Genomic DNA, 20,064 nt, shown 5'->3' on the forward strand with positions numbered 1-20,064 from the left:
TACGACATGAACCAAACCAAATCGATATTATTGGGTTAGATGAATTAGTAAAGCGTTTAGGCAAGTGTCCCTGATTACGACGTCATGGTCTCTAAATCGATTATATTTAGAGACCATGACTAGTGAAGCAGTTAGCTAGTCCGCATATAAGCGGCTAGCGTCTAACAATTAGGAACTTTAGTTCCAATAACTTTAAGATTACGACGTTTTAGGACATAAATCGATCATATTTATGTCCTAAAACTAGTGAAGCGCCTAGCCAAAGTCCGAATAGGATTTGGCGTTAGTTACTTAGATTGCTTTGCAATCAAGTAACTTTGGTGATTTACATCTTCTCTGGCGCTTCTACTCCAAGCAAGCGAAGGGCTTCTTTTAGAACGACTGCGGTTGCGTAGCTGAGGGCTAGACGGCTGTCGCGCTCAGGATTTTCGTCTAGGATACGTGTATGTGCATAGTATTTGTTAAAGGCTTGAGCCAGGCTAATTGCAAATTTAGCAATGATAGAGGGTTCAAAGTTATCTGCTGCACGGTTGATAATACGTGGGAAGTCTTGGATGAGTTTGATGATTTCCCAGCTTTCAGCATCATTCAAGCTATAGTTGCCAGCTGTTTCTGGTTTGAAATCGGCTTTGCGTAAGATAGATTGGATACGAGCGTAGGCGTATTGAACATAAGGTCCAGTTTCACCCTCGAAGGATACCATAGCTTCTAGGTCGAAGTCGTATCCATTTGTACGGTCAGTCTTAAGGTCATAGAATTTAATGGCCCCAACCCCAACAGCATGCGCTACTTGGTCTTTATTTTCAAGTTCAGGATTTTTAGCTTCAATTTGGGCTTTGGCACGGCTAACAGCCTCTGCAACTGTAGGCTCTAGCAAGATGACATTCCCTTTACGAGTAGAGAGTTTCTTCCCTTCTTTTGTAACCAAGCCAAAAGGAACATGAGTAATGTCTTCACTCCAGTCGTAACCCATCTCTTGCAAGACAGCTTTGAGCTGTTTAAAGTGGGCAGATTGTTCTTGGCCAACGACATAGATAGATTTGGCAAATTGGTATTCATTTTTACGGTAAAGGGCTGCAGCCAAGTCACGTGTGATATAGAGAGTTGCACCATCAGATTTCTTGATGAGGGCTGGATGCTCAATTCCATATTTCTCAAGATTCACAACTTGGGCACCTTCTGATTCAACAAGAAGGCCTTTTTCAGAAAGAATGTCTACAACTGCATCCATCTTATCGTTGTAGAAGGCTTCTCCGTTGTAGCTGTCAAATTCGACTTGCAATTCATTGTAAAGACGGTTAAATTCCACCAAACTTTCATCACGGAACCATTGCCAAAGAGCGAGAGCTTCCTCGTCTCCATTTTCAAGTTTACGGAACCATTCGCGTGCTTCTTCATCCAAGCTAGGGTCATTTTCGGCTTCAGCGTTGATGCGGACATAGAGTTTAAGAAGTTCATCAATTGGATGAGCTTTTACAGCTTCTTCGTCGCCCCATTTTTTGTAGGCAACAATCAGCATCCCAAACTGTTTACCCCAGTCTCCCAAATGGTTGACCTTGACCGTTTGATAACCGATTTTTTGGAAAATATGTGACAAGCTATCTCCGATAACAGTTGAGCGCAGGTGACCAATAGAGAATGGTTTAGCGATATTGGGACTAGACATGTCGATAACAACATTTTCTTGTTTACCAATATTTTGATCAGCATAGTGTTCTTTTTCAGTGATAACAGCTTGCAATACTTGAGCAGAGATGGCAGATTTATCAAGGAAAAAGTTAACGTAAGGTCCTGTTGCAACAACCTTTTCAAAGGCTTGACTGTTAATTTTTTCAGCCAGTTCAGCAGCAATCATTTGAGGTGCTTTACGTTCGACTTTTGAAAGAGAAAAAGCAGGGAAAGCAATGTCTCCCATTTCTGAGTTTTTAGGGGTTTCCAGTAAATTTAAAATAGCCTCTTGGTCTAGGCTATCAATGACGCTAGCCAATTCGCTAGCAATCAATTCTTTTGTATTCATTAAGAGCTCCTTTTTGGACTTTTCTACTATTTTATCACAATTTTAAAGAAAGAAGAAAAAATTTTTGAAATCTCCTATTTTTTTGGTATAATATAGTTATAAAAATAGTTATAAATATTCACATAAGAGGATTTTATGAGAAAAAGAGATCGTCATCAGTTAATAAAAAAAATGATTACTGAGGAGAAATTAAGTACACAAAAAGAAATTCAAGATCGGTTGGAGGCGCACAATGTTTTTGTGACGCAGACAACTCTGTCTCGTGATTTGCGCGAAATCGGCTTGACCAAGGTCAAGAAAAATGATATGGTGTATTATGTACTAGCAAATGAGACAGAAAAGATTGATTTGGTGGAATTTTTGTCTCATCATTTAGAAGGTGTTGCAAGAGCAGAGTTTACCTTGGTGCTTCATACCAAATTGGGCGAAGCCTCTGTTTTGGCAAATATTGTAGATGCAAACAAGGATGAATGGATTTTAGGAACAGTTGCTGGTGCCAATACCTTATTGGTTATTTGTCGAGACCAGCACGTTGCCAAACTCATGGAAGATCGTTTGCTAGATTTGATGAAAGATAAGTAAGGTCTTGGGAGTTGCTCTCAAGACTTATTTTTGACAAGGAGAGACGGAAAATGGCGACAGAAAAGCTATCACCCGGCATGCAACAGTATGTGGATATTAAAAAGCAATATCCAGATGCTTTTTTGCTCTTTCGGATGGGTGATTTTTATGAATTATTTTATGAGGATGCGGTCAATGCTGCGCAGATTCTGGAAATTTCCTTAACGAGTCGCAACAAGAATGCGGACAATCCGATTCCTATGGCGGGTGTTCCCTATCATTCTGCACAACAGTATATCGATATCTTGATTGAGCAGGGTTATAAGGTAGCTATCGCAGAGCAGATGGAAGATCCTAAACAAGCAGTTGGGGTTGTGAAACGAGAGGTTGTTCAGGTCATTACGCCAGGGACAGTGGTCGACAGCAGTAAGCCAGACAGTCAGAACAACTTCTTGGTTGCTATAGATCGAGATGGCAATCAATTTGGCCTAGCTTATATGGACTTGGTGACCGGAGACTTTTATGTGACAGGTCTTTTGGATTTCACGCTGGTTTGTGGGGAAATCCGCAATCTCAAGGCGCGAGAAGTGGTGCTGGGCTATGACTTGTCTGAGGAAGAGGAACAAATCCTTAGTCGTCAGATGAATCTGGTACTTTCCTATGAAAAAGAAGGCTTTGAAGACCTTCATTTACTGGATTCACGATTGGCAGCTGTGGAGCAAGCGGCGTCTAGTAAATTGCTCCAGTATGTTCATCGGACACAGATGAGGGAATTGAACCACCTCAAGCCTGTTATCCGCTATGAAATCAAGGATTTCTTGCAGATGGATTATGCGACCAAGACTAGTCTGGATTTGGTTGAAAATGCTCGTTCGGGCAAGAAGCAAGGCAGTCTTTTCTGGCTTTTGGATGAAACCAAGACGGCTATGGGCATGCGTCTCTTGCGTTCTTGGATTCATCGCCCCTTGATTGATAAGGAACGAATCATCCAACGTCAAGAAGTGGTGCAGGTCTTTCTCGACCATTTCTTTGAGCGTAGTGATTTGACAGACAGTCTCAAGGGTGTTTATGACATCGAACGTTTGGCTAGTCGGGTTTCTTTTGGAAAAACCAATCCTAAGGATCTCCTGCAGCTGGCGACTACCTTGTCCAGTGTGCCACGGATTCGTGCGATTTTAGAAGGGATGGAGCAACCTGCTCTAGCCTATCTCATCGAACAACTGGATGGAATTCCTGAGTTGGAGAGTTTGATTAGCGCAGCGATTGCTCCTGAAGCTCCTCATGTGATTACAGAAGGTGGTATTATCCGAACTGGATTTGATGAGACTTTAGACAAGTACCGTCGCGTTCTCAGAGAAGGGACTGGCTGGATTGCTGAGATTGAGGCTAAGGAACGCGAAAACTCTGGTATCAGCACGCTTAAGATTGACTACAATAAAAAGGATGGCTACTATTTCCATGTGACCAATTCTCAACTGGGAAATGTACCTGCCCACTTTTTCCGCAAGGCGACGCTGAAAAACTCAGAACGCTTCGGTACCGAGGAATTAGCTCGTATCGAAGGCGACATGCTGGAGGCGCGTGAGAAGTCAGCCACCCTAGAGTATGAAATCTTTATGCGTATCCGTGAGGAAGTCAGCAAGTACATCCAGCGTTTGCAGGCTTTAGCTCAAGGAATTGCGACCGTTGATGTCTTGCAAAGTCTGGCAGTTGTTGCTGAAACCCAGCATTTGATTCGACCTGAATTCGGAGATGATTCGCGAATTGATATCCAGAAAGGGCGTCATGCTGTCGTTGAAAAGGTCATGGGGGCTCAGACCTATATTCCCAATACGATTCAGATGGCAGAAGATACCAGTATCCAACTGATTACAGGGCCAAACATGAGCGGGAAGTCAACCTATATGCGTCAGTTAGCCATGACGGCAGTTATGGCCCAGTTGGGTTCTTATGTGCCAGCAGAAAGCGCCCGTTTACCGATTTTTGATGCGATCTTTACCCGTATCGGAGCAGCAGATGACTTGGTTTCAGGTCAATCAACCTTCATGGTGGAGATGATGGAGGCCAACAATGCCATTTCGCATGCGACCAAAAATTCCTTGATTCTTTTTGATGAGTTAGGTCGTGGAACTGCAACTTATGACGGGATGGCTCTTGCTCAGTCTATCATCGAATACATCCATGAGCATATTGGAGCCAAGACCCTCTTTGCTACCCACTACCATGAGTTGACTAGTCTGGAGTCCAGCTTGGAACACTTGGTCAATGTCCACGTGGCAACCTTGGAGCAGGATGGGCAGGTCACCTTCCTTCACAAGATTGAACCAGGACCAGCCGATAAATCCTATGGTATCCATGTTGCCAAGATTGCTGGTTTGCCAGCAGACCTTTTAGCAAGGGCGGATAAGATTTTGACTCAGCTAGAGAGTCAAGGAACAGAAAGTCCTGCTCCCATGAGACAAACAAGTGCCGTCACTGAACAGATTTCACTCTTTGATACAGCAGAAGAGCATCCTATCCTAGCAGAATTGTCTAAACTGGATGTTTACAATATGACACCTATGCAGGCTATGAATGTCTTAGTAGAGTTAAAACAGAAACTATAAAGAGAAAATTACTAGTCATTCTAGCTGTATCAAGGAGACTTCTTTGACAATCCCCCACTTTTTTGCTAGAATAACATCACACAAACAGAATGAGAAGGAGCTGACACATTGTCGCTCCCTTTTGTCTATTTTTTAAGGAGAAAGTATGCTAATTCAGAAAATAAAAACCTACAAGTGGCAGGCCTTGGCTTCGCTCCTGATGACAGGCTTGATGGTTGCTAGTTCACTTTTGCAACCGCGTTACCTACAGGAAGTGTTAGACGCCCTCCTTGCTGGAAAATATGAAGCTATTTATAGTATCGGGGCTTGGTTGATTGGTGTGGCCGTGGTCGGTCTGGTTGCTGGTGGGCTCAATGTTATCCTTGCAGCCTATATTGCCCAAGGAGTTTCATCCGACCTTCGAGAGGATGCCTTCCGTAAAATCCAAACCTTTTCTTATGCCAATATTGAACAATTTAATGCGGGAAATCTAGTCGTTCGCATGACAAATGATATCAACCAGATTCAGAACGTCGTCATGATGACCTTCCAAATTCTTTTCAGACTTCCCCTCTTGTTCATCGGTTCCTTTATCTTGGCGGTTCAAACCCTACCTTCTCTGTGGTGGGTGATTGTTCTCATGGTGATCTTAATTTTTGGTTTGACTGCTGTCATGATGGGGATGATGGGTCCTCGTTTTGCCAAGTTTCAAACCCTTCTTGAGCGCATCAATGCCATTGCCAAGGAAAATCTACGTGGCGTTCGTGTGGTCAAGTCCTTTGTCCAAGAAAAAGAGCAGTTTGCTAAGTTTACGGAGGTTTCAGACGAGCTTCTCGGTCAAAACCTTTACATCGGATATGCCTTCTCAGTAGTGGAACCTTTCATGATGTTGGTCGGTTACGGGGCGGTCTTCCTCTCTATTTGGCTGGTTGCTGGGATGGTTCAGTCGGATCCGTCAGTTGTTGGCTCCATTGCTTCCTTTGTCAATTACCTAAGCCAGATTATCTTTACCATTGTCATGGTTGGATTTTTGGGAAATTCTGTCAGTCGTGCTATGATTTCTATGCGTCGTATTCGAGAAATTCTTGACGCAGAGCCAGCCATGACCTTCAAGGATGTACCAGATGAAGAGTTGGTTGGAAGTCTTAGCTTTGAAAATGTAACCTTTACCTATCCAATGGACAAGGAACCGATGCTGAAAGATGTGAGCTTTACTATCGAGCCTGGTCAGATGGTTGGTGTCGTTGGAGCGACTGGTGCAGGAAAATCAACCTTGGCTCAATTGATTCCACGTCTCTTTGACCCACAGGAAGGGGCTATCAAAATCGGAGGCAAGGATATTCGAGAAGTGAGTGAAGGGACCCTGCGTAAAGCTGTCTCTATCGTTCTCCAACGAGCCATTCTCTTTAGTGGAACGATTGCAGATAACCTGAGACAGGGTAAGGGAGACGCTACTCTATTTGAAATGGAGCGCGCAGCCAATATTGCCCAAGCCAGTGAATTCATTCATCGTATGGAGAAAACCTTTGAAAGTCCAGTTGAGGAACGGGGAACCAATTTCTCTGGTGGGCAAAAACAAAGGATGTCGATTGCGCGTGGGATTGTCAGCAATCCGCGTATTCTGATTTTTGACGATTCGACCTCGGCCTTGGATGCCAAATCAGAGCGTCTAGTGCAAGAAGCCTTGAATAAGGACTTGAAGGGGACGACAACCATTATCATCGCGCAAAAGATTAGCTCGGTTGTTCATGCAGATAAAATCTTGGTTCTAGATCAAGGGCGATTGATTGGTCAAGGCACGCATGCAGACTTGGTTGCCAACAATGATGTTTACCGTGAAATCTATGAAACACAGAAAGGAAAGGAGGAGTAAAATGAAGACAGTTCAATTTTTTTGGAATTATTTTAAAGTCTATAAGCTATCATTTGTAGTTGTCATACTGATGATTGTTCTAGCGACTCTTGCCCAAGCCCTCTTTCCAGTCTTTTCTGGACAAGCAGTGACGCAGCTAGCTAATTTAGTTCAAGCTTATCAAGATGGCAATCCAGAACTTGTTTGGCAGAGTCTATCAGGAATCATGGTCAATCTTGGTCTGCTGGTTTTGGTTCTATTTATCTCCAGTGTCATATACATGTGCCTCATGACGCGCGTGATTGCAGAATCGACCAACGAGATGCGCAAAGGCCTATTTGGGAAGCTTGCGCGATTGACGGTTTCATTCTTTGACCGCCGACAAGATGGAGATATCCTGTCTCGTTTTACCAGTGATTTGGATAATATCCTCCAAGCCTTTAACGAGAGCTTGATTCAGGTCATGAGCAATATTGCTTTATACATTGGTTTGATTCTTGTCATGTTTTCGAGAAATGTAACTCTGGCTCTCATCACCATTGCCAGCACACCAGTAGCCTTCCTCATGCTGATTTTCATCGTGAAAATGGCACGCAAATATACCAATCTCCAGCAAAAAGAGGTAGGAAAGCTCAACGCCTATATGGATGAGAGTATCTCAGGCCAAAAAGCTGTCATTGTCCAAGGAATTCAAGAGGATATGATGGCAGGATTTCTTGAGCAAAATGAGCGCGTGCGCAAGGCAACCTTTAAAGGAAGAATGTTTTCTGGTATCCTTTTCCCTGTCATGAATGGGATGAGTCTGGTCAACACAGCCATCGTTATCTTTGCTGGTTCAGCTGTACTTTTGAATGATAAGTCTATTGAAACTAGTACAGCCCTGGGTTTGATTGTTATGTTTGCCCAATTTTCACAGCAGTACTACCAGCCTATTATCCAAGTTGCAGCTAGTTGGGGAAGCCTTCAGTTAGCCTTTACAGGTGCTGAAAGGATTCAGGAAATGTTTGACGCAGAGGAAGAAATCCGACCTGAAAAGGCTCCAATTTTCACTAAGTTGCAAGAAGGTGTTGAAATTAGTCATATTGATTTTTCATACTTGCCTGATAAACCTATTTTGAAAGATGTCAGCATTTCTGCCCCTAAAGGCCAGATGACAGCAGTTGTTGGTCCAACTGGGTCAGGGAAAACGACTATTATGAACCTCATCAATCGCTTTTATGATGTTGATGCTGGTGGTATTTATTTTGACGGTAAAGACATCCGTGACTATGATTTAGATAGTCTTAGAAGCAAGGTGGGAATTGTTTTGCAGGATTCGGTCTTATTTAGTGGAACGATTCGAGACAATATCCGTTTCGGTGTGCCAGATGCTAGTCAAGAAATGGTTGAGGCAGCAGCCAAGGCAACCCACATTCACGACTATATCGAAAGCTTACCTGATAAGTACGATACTCTTATAGATGATGACCAGAGCATCTTTTCAACAGGACAGAAACAATTGATTTCTATCGCTCGAACCTTGATGACAGATCCAGAAGTTCTCATTCTAGATGAAGCTACTTCAAATGTAGATACGGTGACAGAAAGCAAGATTCAGCATGCCATGGAGGCGGTTGTAGCAGGCAGAACCAGTTTCGTCATTGCCCACCGTTTGAAGACCATCCTCAATGCAGATCAGATTATTGTCCTTAAAGATGGAGAAGTCATTGAACGAGGTAACCACCATGAACTCTTGAAGCTAGGTGGCTTCTATTCAGAACTCTATCACAATCAATTTGTTTTTGAATAAGAAAGAAGTTGTCCTATGTGGGCAGCTTTTTCTTGTCCATAAAAAATTTTTATCACAGCCTTAAAAAAAACATATTAGACGAAAGGCATTTTGAGTGATATGATAGGACTATCGTTAACATTCGAAAGGAGAGGCATCATGGCTAGAATGGTTGTAGGAGTTGCTGCAAATCTATGTCCTGTAGACGCAGAAGGCAAAAACATTCATTCATCTGTATCTTGTAGATTCGCAGAGAGCATTCGTCAAGTCGGTGGTCTCCCTCTAGTTATTCCTGTTGGTGATGAGTCAGTTGTACGCGATTATGTAGAAATGATAGATAAACTTATCTTGACAGGTGGGCAAAATGTCCATCCTCAGTTTTATGGAGAGAAAAAGACCATCGAGAGCGATGATTACAATCTAGTGCGTGATGAGTTTGAATTGGCCCTCTTGAAAGAAGCGCTTCGTCAGAATAAACCAATTATGGCAATCTGTCGCGGTGTTCAACTTGTCAATGTTGCCTTTGGTGGAACCCTCAATCAAGAAATCGAAGGTCACTGGCAAGGACTACCTTTCGGAACATCTCACTCTATTGAGACAGTGGAGGGAAGCGTGGTGGCTAAGCTATTTGGGAAAGAAAGTCAGGTCAACTCCGTCCATCGTCAAAGCATTAAAGATTTGGCACCTAATTTCCGTGTAACTGCTATTGATCCAAGAGACCAGACCATCGAAGCGATTGAGTCTATCGATGAGCACCGCATTATCGGTTTGCAGTGGCATCCAGAGTTTCTGGTTAATGAAGAGAATGGTAATTTAGAATTATTTGAGTATTTATTGAATGAACTGTAACGACTGGGACATCTGGTCGTTCTTTCTTTTATTTTTTCAAAATTTTTGGAATGTGGGATTTTTACGCAAACGTTTGAATTCTGATAAAAATTGGAGAAATTCGACAAAAAAACTTGAAAAAAACGAAGGTAAGCGTTATGATAGAAAAGAAGAAATATTGGAGGAATAACATGTCACATATTAAATTTGATTATTCAAAAGTTTTAGACAAATTTGTTGCACCACATGAAGTGGAATACATGCAATCACAAGTAACAGCAGCAGATGAATTGATCCGTAAAGGAACTGGTGCTGGTAGCGACTTTTTGGGATGGTTGGACCTTCCTGAAAACTACGACCGCGAAGAATTTGACCGTATCTTGAAAGCTGCTGAGCAAATCAAATCAGACAGCGATGTCTTGGTTGTAATCGGTATCGGTGGATCTTACCTTGGTGCCAAAGCAGCAATCGACTTCTTGAACCACCACTTTGCTAACTTGCAAACAAAAGAAGAACGCAAAGCTCCACAAATCCTTTACGCAGGAAACTCAATCTCATCTACTTACCTTGCTGACTTGGTAGAGTATGTTGCAGACAAAGACTTCTCAGTAAACGTGATTTCTAAATCAGGTACAACAACTGAACCAGCTATCGCTTTCCGTGTCTTCAAAGAACTCTTGGTTAAGAAATACGGTCAAGAAGAAGCTAACAAACGTATCTATGCAACAACTGACCGCCAAAAAGGTGCTGTTAAGGTTGAAGCAGACGCTAACGGTTGGGAAACATTTGTTGTTCCAGATGACATTGGTGGACGCTTCTCAGTATTGACAGCTGTTGGTTTGCTTCCAATCGCAGCATCAGGAGCTGACATCAAAGCCCTCATGGAAGGTGCGAACGCAGCTCGCAAAGACTACACTTCAGACAAAATCTCTGAAAACGAAGCTTACCAATACGCAGCAGTTCGTAACATCCTTTACCGTAAAGGCTATGCAACTGAAATCTTGGTAAACTATGAGCCATCACTTCAGTACTTCTCAGAGTGGTGGAAACAATTGGCTGGTGAATCAGAAGGGAAAGACCAAAAAGGTATCTACCCAACTTCAGCCAACTTCTCAACTGACTTGCACTCACTTGGTCAATTTATCCAAGAAGGAACTCGTATCATGTTTGAAACAGTTGTCCGTGTTGACAAACCTCGTAAAAACGTGATTATCCCTAGCTTGGAAGAAGACCTTGATGGACTTGGTTACCTTCAAGGAAAAGACGTTGACTTTGTAAACAAAAAAGCGACTGATGGTGTTCTTCTTGCCCACACAGATGGTGATGTACCAAACATGTACGTGACTCTTCCAGAGCAAGACGCTTTCACTCTTGGTTACACAATCTACTTCTTCGAATTGGCTATCGCTCTTTCAGGTTACTTGAATGCTATCAACCCATTTGACCAACCAGGTGTTGAAGCTTACAAACGTAACATGTTTGCCCTTCTTGGAAAACCAGGATTTGAAGAATTGAGCAAAGAACTTAACGCACGTCTATAATAGAAGAAAAGAGTGGTTTGTCCACTCTTTTTACTCTCTTTATCCATAGAAATTGGACTCAGCCAAGACTTGTGATATAATATAGAGAGCAAAAAGGCAGACGCCTAGAGACTTTATAGGAGAAACTATGTCAAAAGATATCCGCGTACGTTACGCACCAAGTCCAACAGGACTACTACACATCGGGAATGCCCGTACAGCATTGTTCAACTACCTTTACGCACGTCATCATGGTGGAACTTTTATTATCCGTATTGAAGATACTGACCGTAAACGTCATGTCGAGGATGGGGAACGTTCACAGCTTGAAAACCTTCGTTGGTTAGGTATGGATTGGGATGAAAGCCCAGAAACACATGAAAATTACCGCCAGTCTGAGCGTTTGGACTTGTATCAAAAATACATCGACCAACTATTAGCTGAAGGAAAAGCCTACAAATCTTACGTTACAGAAGAAGAGTTGGCAGCTGAACGCGAACGCCAAGAAGCAGCTGGCGAAACACCACGCTACATCAATGAATACCTTGGTATGAGTGAAGAAGAAAAAGCAGCTTACATCGCAGAACGTGAAGCAGCAGGGATCATCCCAACGGTTCGTTTGGCGGTCAATGAGTCAGGTATCTACAAGTGGCATGATATGGTCAAAGGTGATATCGAATTTGAAGGTGGCAATATCGGTGGTGACTGGGTTATCCAAAAGAAAGACGGTTACCCAACTTACAACTTTGCTGTTGTTATCGATGACCACGATATGCAAATCTCTCACGTAATCCGTGGAGATGACCATATTGCTAATACACCAAAACAGCTCATGGTTTATGAAGCACTTGGTTGGGAAGCTCCAGAGTTCGGTCACATGACCTTGATTATCAACTCTGAGACTGGTAAGAAGTTATCTAAACGTGATACTAATACACTTCAATTTATCGAAGATTACCGAAAGAAAGGTTACCTTCCAGAAGCAGTCTTTAACTTTATCGCCCTTCTTGGTTGGAACCCAGGTGGCGAAGATGAGATTTTCTCTCGTGAAGAATTGATTAAACTTTTCGATGAAAATCGCCTCAGCAAGTCTCCAGCAGCCTTTGACCAGAAAAAACTAGACTGGATGAGCAATGACTATATCAAGAATGCAGACCTAGAAACTATCTTTGAAATGGCAAAACCATTCTTAGAGGAAGCAGGCCGTTTAACTGACAAGGCTGAAAAATTAGTCGAGCTCTATAAACCACAAATGAAATCAGTAGATGAGATTATCCCATTGACAGATCTTTTCTTCTCAGATTTCCCAGAATTGACAGAAGCAGAGCGCGAAGTCATGGCGGGGGAAACAGTCCCAACAGTTCTTGAAGCCTTCAAAGCAAAACTTGAGGCGATGACAGATGATGAATTTATAACAGAAAATATCTTCCCACAAATCAAAGCAGTCCAAAAAGAAACAGGTATTAAAGGGAAAAATCTTTTCATGCCTATTCGTATCGCTGTGTCAGGTGAAATGCATGGACCAGAATTACCAGATACAATTTTCTTGCTTGGACGTGAAAAATCAATTCAGCATATCGAAAATATGTTAAAGGAAATCTCTAAGTAAGAAGGATGCAACAATGGACATATGGGAAAAGATGTACGAAGAAGCACAGAAACTGTATAATCCACATGAAGTATCTGATTTTGTTTATGCTAATCATGTCGTTGCCGCAGTAGAAGCAGAAGATGGACAAATATTTACAGGATTTTGTATGGAGGGAACCTGTGGTGTTTTCCATCTCTGCGCAGAACGGGCGGCCCTCTTCAATATGTACCAATTTTCAGGACAAACTAAGGTTAAGAAAGTATTAGCCTTTCGTGATAAACCACCTTATGGTGGAAGTTCCGGTATGCCTTGTGGAGCTTGCAGAGAATTTCTCTTGGAGTTGAACGCTGAAAATAAGGATGCAGAATTTATGATGGACTACGATACAAGAAAGACGGTGAAAGTCGCAGAACTAATCCCCTATTGGTGGGGAGAAGAACGTGCTTCTAAGTTTAATGAACAATAGAAGAGTCAGTACAATTCTGGCTCTTTTTACTATAATTTGAAAAACTGTACTTGAAAAGAATTGAAAATTTGTAAAAAGTTTAAAAAAGTAGTTGACAAAAAACAAAAAGTCGGTATAATAGTAAGAGTTGAAAATAACAACTCTGGTCCGTTGGTCAAGGGGTTAAGACACCGCCTTTTCACGGCGGTAACACGGGTTCGAATCCCGTACGGACTATGGTATGTTGCAGTTGAAACACTTGATGAAAAAAACTTAAAAAAGTTTCAAAAAAGTGTTGACAAGCGAAAGCGACTGTGATATACTAATATAGTTGTCACTTGAGAGAAGCGAGTGACAAAGACCTTTGAAAACTGAACAAGACGAACCAATGTGCAGGGCACTACAACTAAGGTTGTAGTACTGAACAATGAAAAAAACAATAAATCTGTCAGTGACAGAAATGAGTGAGAACTCAAACTTTTAATGAGAGTTTGATCCTGGCTCAGGACGAACGCTGGCGGCGTGCCTAATACATGCAAGTAGAACGCTGAAGGAGGAGCTTGCTTCTCTGGATGAGTTGCGAACGGGTGAGTAACGCGTAGGTAACCTGCCTGGTAGCGGGGGATAACTATTGGAAACGATAGCTAATACCGCATAACAGTAGATGTTGCATGACATTTGCTTAAAAGGTGCAATTGCATCACTACCAGATGGACCTGCGTTGTATTAGCTAGTTGGTGGGGTAACGGCTCACCAAGGCGACGATACATAGCCGACCTGAGAGGGTGATCGGCCACACTGGGACTGAGACACGGCCCAGACTCCTACGGGAGGCAGCAGTAGGGAATCTTCGGCAATGGACGGAAGTCTGACCGAGCAACGCCGCGTGAGTGAAGAAGGTTTTCGGATCGTAAAGCTCTGTTGTAAGAGAAGAACGAGTGTGAGAGTGGAAAGTTCACACTGTGACGGTATCTTACCAGAAAGGGACGGCTAACTACGTGCCAGCAGCCGCGGTAATACGTAGGTCCCGAGCGTTGTCCGGATTTATTGGGCGTAAAGCGAGCGCAGGCGGTTAGATAAGTCTGAAGTTAAAGGCTGTGGCTTAACCATAGTACGCTTTGGAAACTGTTTAACTTGAGTGCAAGAGGGGAGAGTGGAATTCCATGTGTAGCGGTGAAATGCGTAGATATATGGAGGAACACCGGTGGCGAAAGCGGCTCTCTGGCTTGTAACTGACGCTGAGGCTCGAAAGCGTGGGGAGCAAACAGGATTAGATACCCTGGTAGTCCACGCCGTAAACGATGAGTGCTAGGTGTTAGACCCTTTCCGGGGTTTAGTGCCGCAGCTAACGCATTAAGCACTCCGCCTGGGGAGTACGACCGCAAGGTTGAAACTCAAAGGAATTGACGGGGGCCCGCACAAGCGGTGGAGCATGTGGTTTAATTCGAAGCAACGCGAAGAACCTTACCAGGTCTTGACATCCCTCTGACCGCTCTAGAGATAGAGTTTTCCTTCGGGACAGAGGTGACAGGTGGTGCATGGTTGTCGTCAGCTCGTGTCGTGAGATGTTGGGTTAAGTCCCGCAACGAGCGCAACCCCTATTGTTAGTTGCCATCATTCAGTTGGGCACTCTAGCGAGACTGCCGGTAATAAACCGGAGGAAGGTGGGGATGACGTCAAATCATCATGCCCCTTATGACCTGGGCTACACACGTGCTACAATGGCTGGTACAACGAGTCGCAAGCCGGTGACGGCAAGCTAATCTCTTAAAGCCAGTCTCAGTTCGGATTGTAGGCTGCAACTCGCCTACATGAAGTCGGAATCGCTAGTAATCGCGGATCAGCACGCCGCGGTGAATACGTTCCCGGGCCTTGTACACACCGCCCGTCACACCACGAGAGTTTGTAACACCCGAAGTCGGTGAGGTAACCGTAAGGAGCCAGCCGCCTAAGGTGGGATAGATGATTGGGGTGAAGTCGTAACAAGGTAGCCGTATCGGAAGGTGCGGCTGGATCACCTCCTTTCTAAGGATAAGGAACTGCGCATTGGTCTTGTTTAGTCTTGAGAGGTCTTGTGGGGCCTTAGCTCAGCTGGGAGAGCGCCTGCTTTGCACGCAGGAGGTCAGCGGTTCGATCCCGCTAGGCTCCATTGGTGAGAGATCACCAAGTAATGCACATTGAAAATTGAATATCTATATCAAATAGTAACAAGAAAATAAACCGAAAACGCTGTAGTATTAATAAGAGTTTATGACTGAAAGGTCAAAAATAAGGTTAAGTTAATAAGGGCGCACGGTGGATGCCTTGGCACTAGGAGCCGAAGAAGGACGTGACAAACGACGACATGCCTTGGGTAGCTGTAAGTAAGCGATGATCCAGGGATTTCCGAATGGGGGAACCCAACAGGTACTACCTGTTACCCGCATCTGTTAAGGATGTGAGGAGGAAGACGCAGTGAACTGAAACATCTAAGTAGCTGCAGGAAGAGAAAGCAAAAGCGATTGCCTTAGTAGCGGCGAGCGAAACGGCAGGAGGGCAAACCGAAGAGTTTACTCTTCGGGGTTGTAGGACTGCAATGTGGACTCAAAGATTATAGAAGAATGATTTGGGAAGATCAGCCAAAGAGAGTAATAGCCTCGTATTTAAAATAGTCTTTGTACCTAGCAGTATCCTGAGTACGGCGGGACACGAGAAATCCCGTCGGAATCTGGGAGGACCATCTCCCAACCCTAAATACTCCCTAGTGACCGATAGTGAACCAGTACCGTGAGGGAAAGGTGAAAAGCACCCCGGGAGGGGAGTGAAATAGAACCTGAAACCGTGTGCCTACAACAAGTTCGAGCCCGTTAATGGGTGAGAGCGTGCCTTTTGTAGAATGAACCGGCGAGTTACGTTATGATGCGAGGTTAAGTTGAAGAGACGGAGCCGTAGGGAAACCGAGTCTGAATAGGGCGGATTAGTATCATGACGTAGACCCGAAACCATGTGACCTACCCATGAGCAGGTTGAAGGTGCGGTAAGACGCACTGGAGGACCGAACCAGGGCACGTTGAAAAGTGCTTGGATGACTTGTGGGTAGCGGAGAAATTCCAAACGAACTTGGAGATAGCTGGTTCTCTCCGAAATAGCTTTAGGGCTAGCGTCGACATTAAGATTCTTGGAGGTAGAGCACTGTTTGGGTGAGGGGTCCATCCCGGATTACCAATCTCAGATAAACTCCGAATGCCAATGAATTATGGTCGGCAGTCAGACTGCGAGTGCTAAGATCCGTAGTCGAAAGGGAAACAGCCCAGACCACCAGCTAAGGTCCCAAAATAATTGTTAAGTGGAAAAGGATGTGGGGTTGCACAGACAACTAGGATGTTAGCTTAGAAGCAGCTATTCATTCAAAGAGTGCGTAATAGCTCACTAGTCGAGTGACCCTGCGCCGAAAATGTACCGGGGCTAAAACAATTTACCGAAGCTGTGGATACCTTTATAGGTATGGTAGGAGAGCGTTCTATGTGTGAAGAAGGTGTACCGTGAGGAGTGCTGGAACGCATAGAAGTGAGAATGCCGGTATGAGTAGCGAAAGACAGGTGAGAATCCTGTCCACCGTAAGACTAAGGTTTCCAGGGGAAGGCTCGTCCGCCCTGGGTTAGTCGGGACCTAAGGAGAGACCGAAAGGTGTATCCGATGGACAACAGGTTGATATTCCTGTACTAGAGTATGTAGTGATGGAGGGACGCAGTAGGCTAACTAAAGCAGACGATTGGAAGAGTCTGTCTAAGCAGTGAGGTGTGATATGAGTTAAATGCTTATATCTATAACATTGAGCTGTGATGGGGAGCGAAGTTTAGTAGCGAAGTTAGTGACGTCACACTGCCAAGAAAAGCTTCTAGCGTTTAAACATACTCTACCCGTACCGCAAACCGACACAGGTAGTCGAGGCGAGTAGCCTCAGGTGAGCGAGAGAACTCTCGTTAAGGAACTCGGCAAAATGACCCCGTAACTTCGGGAGAAGGGGTGCTGACTTTAAGTCAGCCGCAGTGAATAGGCCCAAGCAACTGTTTATCAAAAACACAGCTCTCTGCTAAATCGTAAGATGATGTATAGGGGGTGACGCCTGCCCGGTGCTGGAAGGTTAAGAGGAGTGCTTAGCGCAAGCGAAGGTATGAATTGAAGCCCCAGTAAACGGCGGCCGTAACTATAACGGTCCTAAGGTAGCGAAATTCCTTGTCGGGTAAGTTCCGACCCGCACGAAAGGCGTAATGATTTGGGCACTGTCTCAACGAGAGACTCGGTGAAATTTTAGTACCTGTGAAGATGCAGGTTACCCGCGACAGGACGGAAAGACCCCATGGAGCTTTACTGCAGTTTGATATTGAGTGTCTGTACCACATGTACAGGATAGGTAGGAGTCTATGAGATCGGGACGCCAGTTTCGAAGGAGACGTTGTTGGGATACTACCCTTGTGTTATGGCCACTCTAACCCGGATAGGTGATCCCTATCGGAGACAGTGTCTGACGGGCAGTTTGACTGGGGCGGTCGCCTCCTAAAAGGTAACGGAGGCGCCCAAAGGTTCCCTCAGAATGGTTGGAAATCATTCGCAGAGTGTAAAGGTATAAGGGAGCTTGACTGCGAGAGCTACAACTCGAGCAGGGACGAAAGTCGGGCTTAGTGATCCGGTGGTTCCGTATGGAAGGGCCATCGCTCAACGGATAAAAGCTACCCTGGGGATAACAGGCTTATCTCCCCCAAGAGTTCACATCGACGGGGAGGTTTGGCACCTCGATGTCGGCTCGTCGCATCCTGGGGCTGTAGTCGGTCCCAAGGGTTGGGCTGTTCGCCCATTAAAGCGGCACGCGAGCTGGGTTCAGAACGTCGTGAGACAGTTCGGTCCCTATCCGTCGCGGGCGTAGGAAATTTGAGAGGATCTGCTCCTAGTACGAGAGGACCAGAGTGGACTTACCGCTGGTGTACCAGTTGTCTTGCCAAAGGCATCGCTGGGTAGCTATGTAGGGAAGGGATAAACGCTGAAAGCATCTAAGTGTGAAACCCACCTCAAGATGAGATTTCCCATGATTTTATATCAGTAAGAGCCCTGAGAGATGATCAGGTAGATAGGTTAGAAGTGGAAGTGTGGCGACACATGTAGCGGACTAATACTAATAGCTCGAGGACTTATCCAAAGTAACTGAGAATATGAAAGCGAGAGGTTTTCTTGGTTTGAATAGATATTCAATTTTGAGTAGGTATTACTCAGAGTTAAGTGACGATAGCCTAGGAGATACACCTGTACCCATGCCGAACACAGAAGTTAAGCCCTAGAACGCCGGAAGTAGTTGGGGGTTGCCCCCTGTGAGATATGGAAGTCGCTTAGCTCTAGGGAGTTTAGCTCAGCTGGGAGAGCATCTGCCTTACAAGCAGAGGGTCAGCGGTTCGATCCCGTTAACTCCCAAAGGTCCCGTAGTGTAGCGGTTATCACGTCGCCCTGTCACGGCGAAGATCGCGGGTTCGATTCCCGTCGGGACCGTTTGAAATAACGTAAGTTATTTTAGACTCGTTAGCTCAGTTGGTAGAGCAATTGACTTTTAATCAATGGGTCACTGGTTCGAGCCCAGTACGGGTCATATCTGCGGGTTTGGCGGAATTGGCAGACGCACCAGATTTAGGATCTGGCGCTTAACGGCGTGGGGGTTCAAGTCCCTTAACCCGCATTAAGATATAATAAATGAGCCGGCTTAGCTCAGTTGGTAGAGCATCTGATTTGTAATCAGAGGGTCGCGTGTTCAAGTCATGTAGCCGGCATTTTTAGATAGAAGAAAACAGTGCGAACGTAGTTCAGTGGTAGAACACCACCTTGCCAAGGTGGGGGTCGCGGGTTCGAATCCCGTCGTTCGCTTAGAGAGGCCGGGGTGGCGGAACTGGCAGACGCACAGGACTTAAAATCCTGCGATTGGTAACGATCGTACCGGTTCGATTCCGGTCCTCGGCATAATATAGAGCACCCTTAGCTCAACTGGATAGAGTACCTGACTACGAATCAGGCGGTTAGAGGTTCGACTCCTCTAGGGTGCATTTTTCTATTTAACTCGGGAAGTAGCTCAGCTTGGTAGAGTACTTGGTTTGGGACCAAGGTGTCGCAGGTTCGAATCCTGTCTTCCCGATATATGGCGGTGTAGCTCAGCTGGCTAGAGCGTCCGGTTCATACCCGGGAGGTCGGGGGTTCGATCCCCTTCGCCGCTATAATGATCTTGTTGGACCTTTAGCTCAGCTGGTTAGAGCTCTCGGCTCATAACCGAGTGGTCGTAGGTTCAAGTCCTACAAGGTCCATTTGAATATTATGGAGGATTACCCAAGTCCGGCTGAAGGGAACGGTCTTGAAAACCGTCAGGCGTGTAAAAGCGTGCGTGGGTTCGAATCCCACATCCTCCTTTTGTATTAACGCGGGATGGAGCAGCTCGGTAGCTCGTCGGGCTCATAACCCGAAGGTCGTAGGTTCAAATCCTGCTCCCGCAATAAGGCTCGGTAGCTCAGTTGGTAGAGCAATGGATTGAAGCTCCATGTGTCGGCGGTTCGATTCCGTCTCGCGCCATTTTTACTTATAGTATGTATGCGGGTGTAGTTTAGTGGTAAAACTACAGCCTTCCAAGCTGTTGTCGCGAGTTCGATTCTCGTCACCCGCTTTGAACTTTGTTCAAATTACCAAGTTTTTAACTTGGGCGCGTAGCTCAGGTGGTTAGAGCGCACGCCTGATAAGCGTGAGGTCGGTGGTTCGAGTCCACTCGTGCCCATTAATTGGAGAATTACTCAAGAGGCTGAAGAGGACGGTTTGCTAAATCGTTAGGTCGGGTAACTGGCGCAAGGGTTCGAATCCCTTATTCTCCGTTTTAATGAGGGTTTATAACTCTCT

At 44.9% G+C, this 20,064-nt stretch carries 9 protein-coding genes, 19 tRNA genes and 3 rRNA genes; 30 read left to right on the forward strand and 1 reads right to left on the reverse strand.

Annotated elements, in window-relative coordinates; translation table 11 throughout:
• Positions 1-325 precede the first annotated feature (325 nt).
• A complete protein-coding gene (argS, locus tag ACWPV5_RS00825; protein ID WP_454381975.1) occupies positions 326-2,017 on the reverse strand; it encodes an arginine--tRNA ligase in 1,692 nt (563 codons plus the stop codon).
• A gap of 135 nt (positions 2,018-2,152) precedes the next feature.
• Between argS and argR the strand changes: the two genes are divergently transcribed.
• From argR to ACWPV5_RS00975, 30 genes are all read left to right on the forward strand, one after another.
• A complete protein-coding gene (argR, locus tag ACWPV5_RS00830) occupies positions 2,153-2,599 on the forward strand; it encodes an arginine repressor (RefSeq protein ID WP_001231476.1) in 447 nt (148 codons plus the stop codon).
• A 50-nt stretch (positions 2,600-2,649) separates the two neighbouring features.
• A complete protein-coding gene (mutS, locus tag ACWPV5_RS00835; RefSeq protein ID WP_454381976.1) occupies positions 2,650-5,184 on the forward strand; it encodes a DNA mismatch repair protein MutS in 2,535 nt (844 codons plus the stop codon).
• 145 nt (positions 5,185-5,329) lie between these two features.
• Entirely contained in the window at positions 5,330-7,036 is a 1,707-nt protein-coding gene (patA, locus tag ACWPV5_RS00840; protein ID WP_454381977.1) for a multidrug efflux ABC transporter subunit PatA, read from the forward strand.
• 1 nt (position 7,037) lies between these two features.
• Complete coding sequence (patB, locus tag ACWPV5_RS00845) at positions 7,038-8,804, forward strand: multidrug efflux ABC transporter subunit PatB (protein WP_454381978.1); 1,767 nt, start codon at positions 7,038-7,040, stop codon at positions 8,802-8,804.
• 138 nt (positions 8,805-8,942) lie between these two features.
• A complete protein-coding gene (locus ACWPV5_RS00850) occupies positions 8,943-9,632 on the forward strand; it encodes a gamma-glutamyl-gamma-aminobutyrate hydrolase family protein (RefSeq protein WP_454381979.1) in 690 nt (229 codons plus the stop codon).
• Between the two features lie 170 nt (positions 9,633-9,802).
• The gene (locus ACWPV5_RS00855) at positions 9,803-11,152 is read left to right on the forward strand and encodes a glucose-6-phosphate isomerase (RefSeq protein WP_000018268.1); all 1,350 of its coding nucleotides are present in this window, start codon (positions 9,803-9,805) and stop codon (positions 11,150-11,152) included.
• A gap of 127 nt (positions 11,153-11,279) precedes the next feature.
• Positions 11,280-12,740: a glutamate--tRNA ligase gene (gene gltX, locus ACWPV5_RS00860; RefSeq protein WP_261064486.1), complete on the forward strand. Its 1,461-nt coding sequence runs from the start codon at positions 11,280-11,282 to the stop codon at positions 12,738-12,740.
• 13 nt (positions 12,741-12,753) lie between these two features.
• Complete coding sequence (locus ACWPV5_RS00865) at positions 12,754-13,188, forward strand: cytidine deaminase (RefSeq protein WP_261064488.1); 435 nt, start codon at positions 12,754-12,756, stop codon at positions 13,186-13,188.
• Between the two features lie 144 nt (positions 13,189-13,332).
• Positions 13,333-13,404 (forward strand) — tRNA-Glu (locus ACWPV5_RS00870).
• Between the two features lie 242 nt (positions 13,405-13,646).
• Positions 13,647-15,192 (forward strand): 16S ribosomal RNA (locus tag ACWPV5_RS00875).
• A 51-nt stretch (positions 15,193-15,243) separates the two neighbouring features.
• Positions 15,244-15,316, forward strand: a tRNA-Ala gene (locus ACWPV5_RS00880).
• A gap of 123 nt (positions 15,317-15,439) precedes the next feature.
• Positions 15,440-18,340: ribosomal RNA gene (locus ACWPV5_RS00885) — 23S ribosomal RNA — on the forward strand.
• A 76-nt stretch (positions 18,341-18,416) separates the two neighbouring features.
• Positions 18,417-18,532: ribosomal RNA gene (rrf, locus tag ACWPV5_RS00890) — 5S ribosomal RNA — on the forward strand.
• The 16S, 23S and 5S rRNA genes sit together here with 19 tRNA genes alongside, the layout of an rRNA operon.
• Positions 18,533-18,536: 4 nt before the next feature.
• Positions 18,537-18,609, forward strand: a tRNA-Val gene (locus ACWPV5_RS00895).
• A 2-nt stretch (positions 18,610-18,611) separates the two neighbouring features.
• Positions 18,612-18,684 (forward strand) — tRNA-Asp (locus ACWPV5_RS00900).
• 24 nt (positions 18,685-18,708) lie between these two features.
• Positions 18,709-18,781: transfer RNA gene (locus tag ACWPV5_RS00905), tRNA-Lys, on the forward strand.
• Positions 18,782-18,786: 5 nt separating this feature from the next.
• Positions 18,787-18,868 (forward strand) — tRNA-Leu (locus ACWPV5_RS00910).
• A gap of 18 nt (positions 18,869-18,886) precedes the next feature.
• Positions 18,887-18,959 (forward strand) — tRNA-Thr (locus ACWPV5_RS00915).
• A gap of 22 nt (positions 18,960-18,981) precedes the next feature.
• A tRNA-Gly gene (locus ACWPV5_RS00920) sits at positions 18,982-19,053 on the forward strand.
• A 7-nt stretch (positions 19,054-19,060) separates the two neighbouring features.
• Positions 19,061-19,146 (forward strand) — tRNA-Leu (locus tag ACWPV5_RS00925).
• Between the two features lie 9 nt (positions 19,147-19,155).
• Positions 19,156-19,229: transfer RNA gene (locus ACWPV5_RS00930), tRNA-Arg, on the forward strand.
• A 15-nt stretch (positions 19,230-19,244) separates the two neighbouring features.
• Positions 19,245-19,318 (forward strand) — tRNA-Pro (locus ACWPV5_RS00935).
• Positions 19,319-19,323: 5 nt separating this feature from the next.
• A tRNA-Met gene (locus tag ACWPV5_RS00940) sits at positions 19,324-19,397 on the forward strand.
• Positions 19,398-19,410: 13 nt separating this feature from the next.
• Positions 19,411-19,484, forward strand: a tRNA-Ile gene (locus ACWPV5_RS00945).
• A gap of 12 nt (positions 19,485-19,496) precedes the next feature.
• Positions 19,497-19,586: transfer RNA gene (locus ACWPV5_RS00950), tRNA-Ser, on the forward strand.
• A gap of 10 nt (positions 19,587-19,596) precedes the next feature.
• Positions 19,597-19,670, forward strand: a tRNA-Met gene (locus ACWPV5_RS00955).
• A gap of 3 nt (positions 19,671-19,673) precedes the next feature.
• Positions 19,674-19,746 (forward strand) — tRNA-Phe (locus tag ACWPV5_RS00960).
• 20 nt (positions 19,747-19,766) lie between these two features.
• Positions 19,767-19,837 (forward strand) — tRNA-Gly (locus ACWPV5_RS00965).
• A gap of 34 nt (positions 19,838-19,871) precedes the next feature.
• Positions 19,872-19,945 (forward strand) — tRNA-Ile (locus ACWPV5_RS00970).
• A gap of 6 nt (positions 19,946-19,951) precedes the next feature.
• Positions 19,952-20,039: transfer RNA gene (locus tag ACWPV5_RS00975), tRNA-Ser, on the forward strand.
• Positions 20,040-20,064: the final 25 nt, after the last annotated feature.

Source organism: Streptococcus sp. Marseille-Q7156, from assembly GCF_965119495.1.

Coding starts and splice junctions, on each gene's coding strand:
- ACWPV5_RS00850 (WP_454381979.1), top strand. CDS start 8,943: ATGGCTAGAATGGTTGTAGGAGTTGCTGCAAATCTATGTCCTGTAGAC.
- ACWPV5_RS00865 (WP_261064488.1), top strand. CDS start 12,754: ATGGACATATGGGAAAAGATGTACGAAGAAGCACAGAAACTGTATAAT.
- patA (WP_454381977.1), top strand. CDS start 5,330: ATGCTAATTCAGAAAATAAAAACCTACAAGTGGCAGGCCTTGGCTTCG.
- gltX (WP_261064486.1), top strand. CDS start 11,280: ATGTCAAAAGATATCCGCGTACGTTACGCACCAAGTCCAACAGGACTA.
- argR (WP_001231476.1), top strand. CDS start 2,153: ATGAGAAAAAGAGATCGTCATCAGTTAATAAAAAAAATGATTACTGAG.
- ACWPV5_RS00855 (WP_000018268.1), top strand. CDS start 9,803: ATGTCACATATTAAATTTGATTATTCAAAAGTTTTAGACAAATTTGTT.
- argS (WP_454381975.1), bottom strand. CDS start 2,017: ATGAATACAAAAGAATTGATTGCTAGCGAATTGGCTAGCGTCATTGAT.
- mutS (WP_454381976.1), top strand. CDS start 2,650: ATGGCGACAGAAAAGCTATCACCCGGCATGCAACAGTATGTGGATATT.
- patB (WP_454381978.1), top strand. CDS start 7,038: ATGAAGACAGTTCAATTTTTTTGGAATTATTTTAAAGTCTATAAGCTA.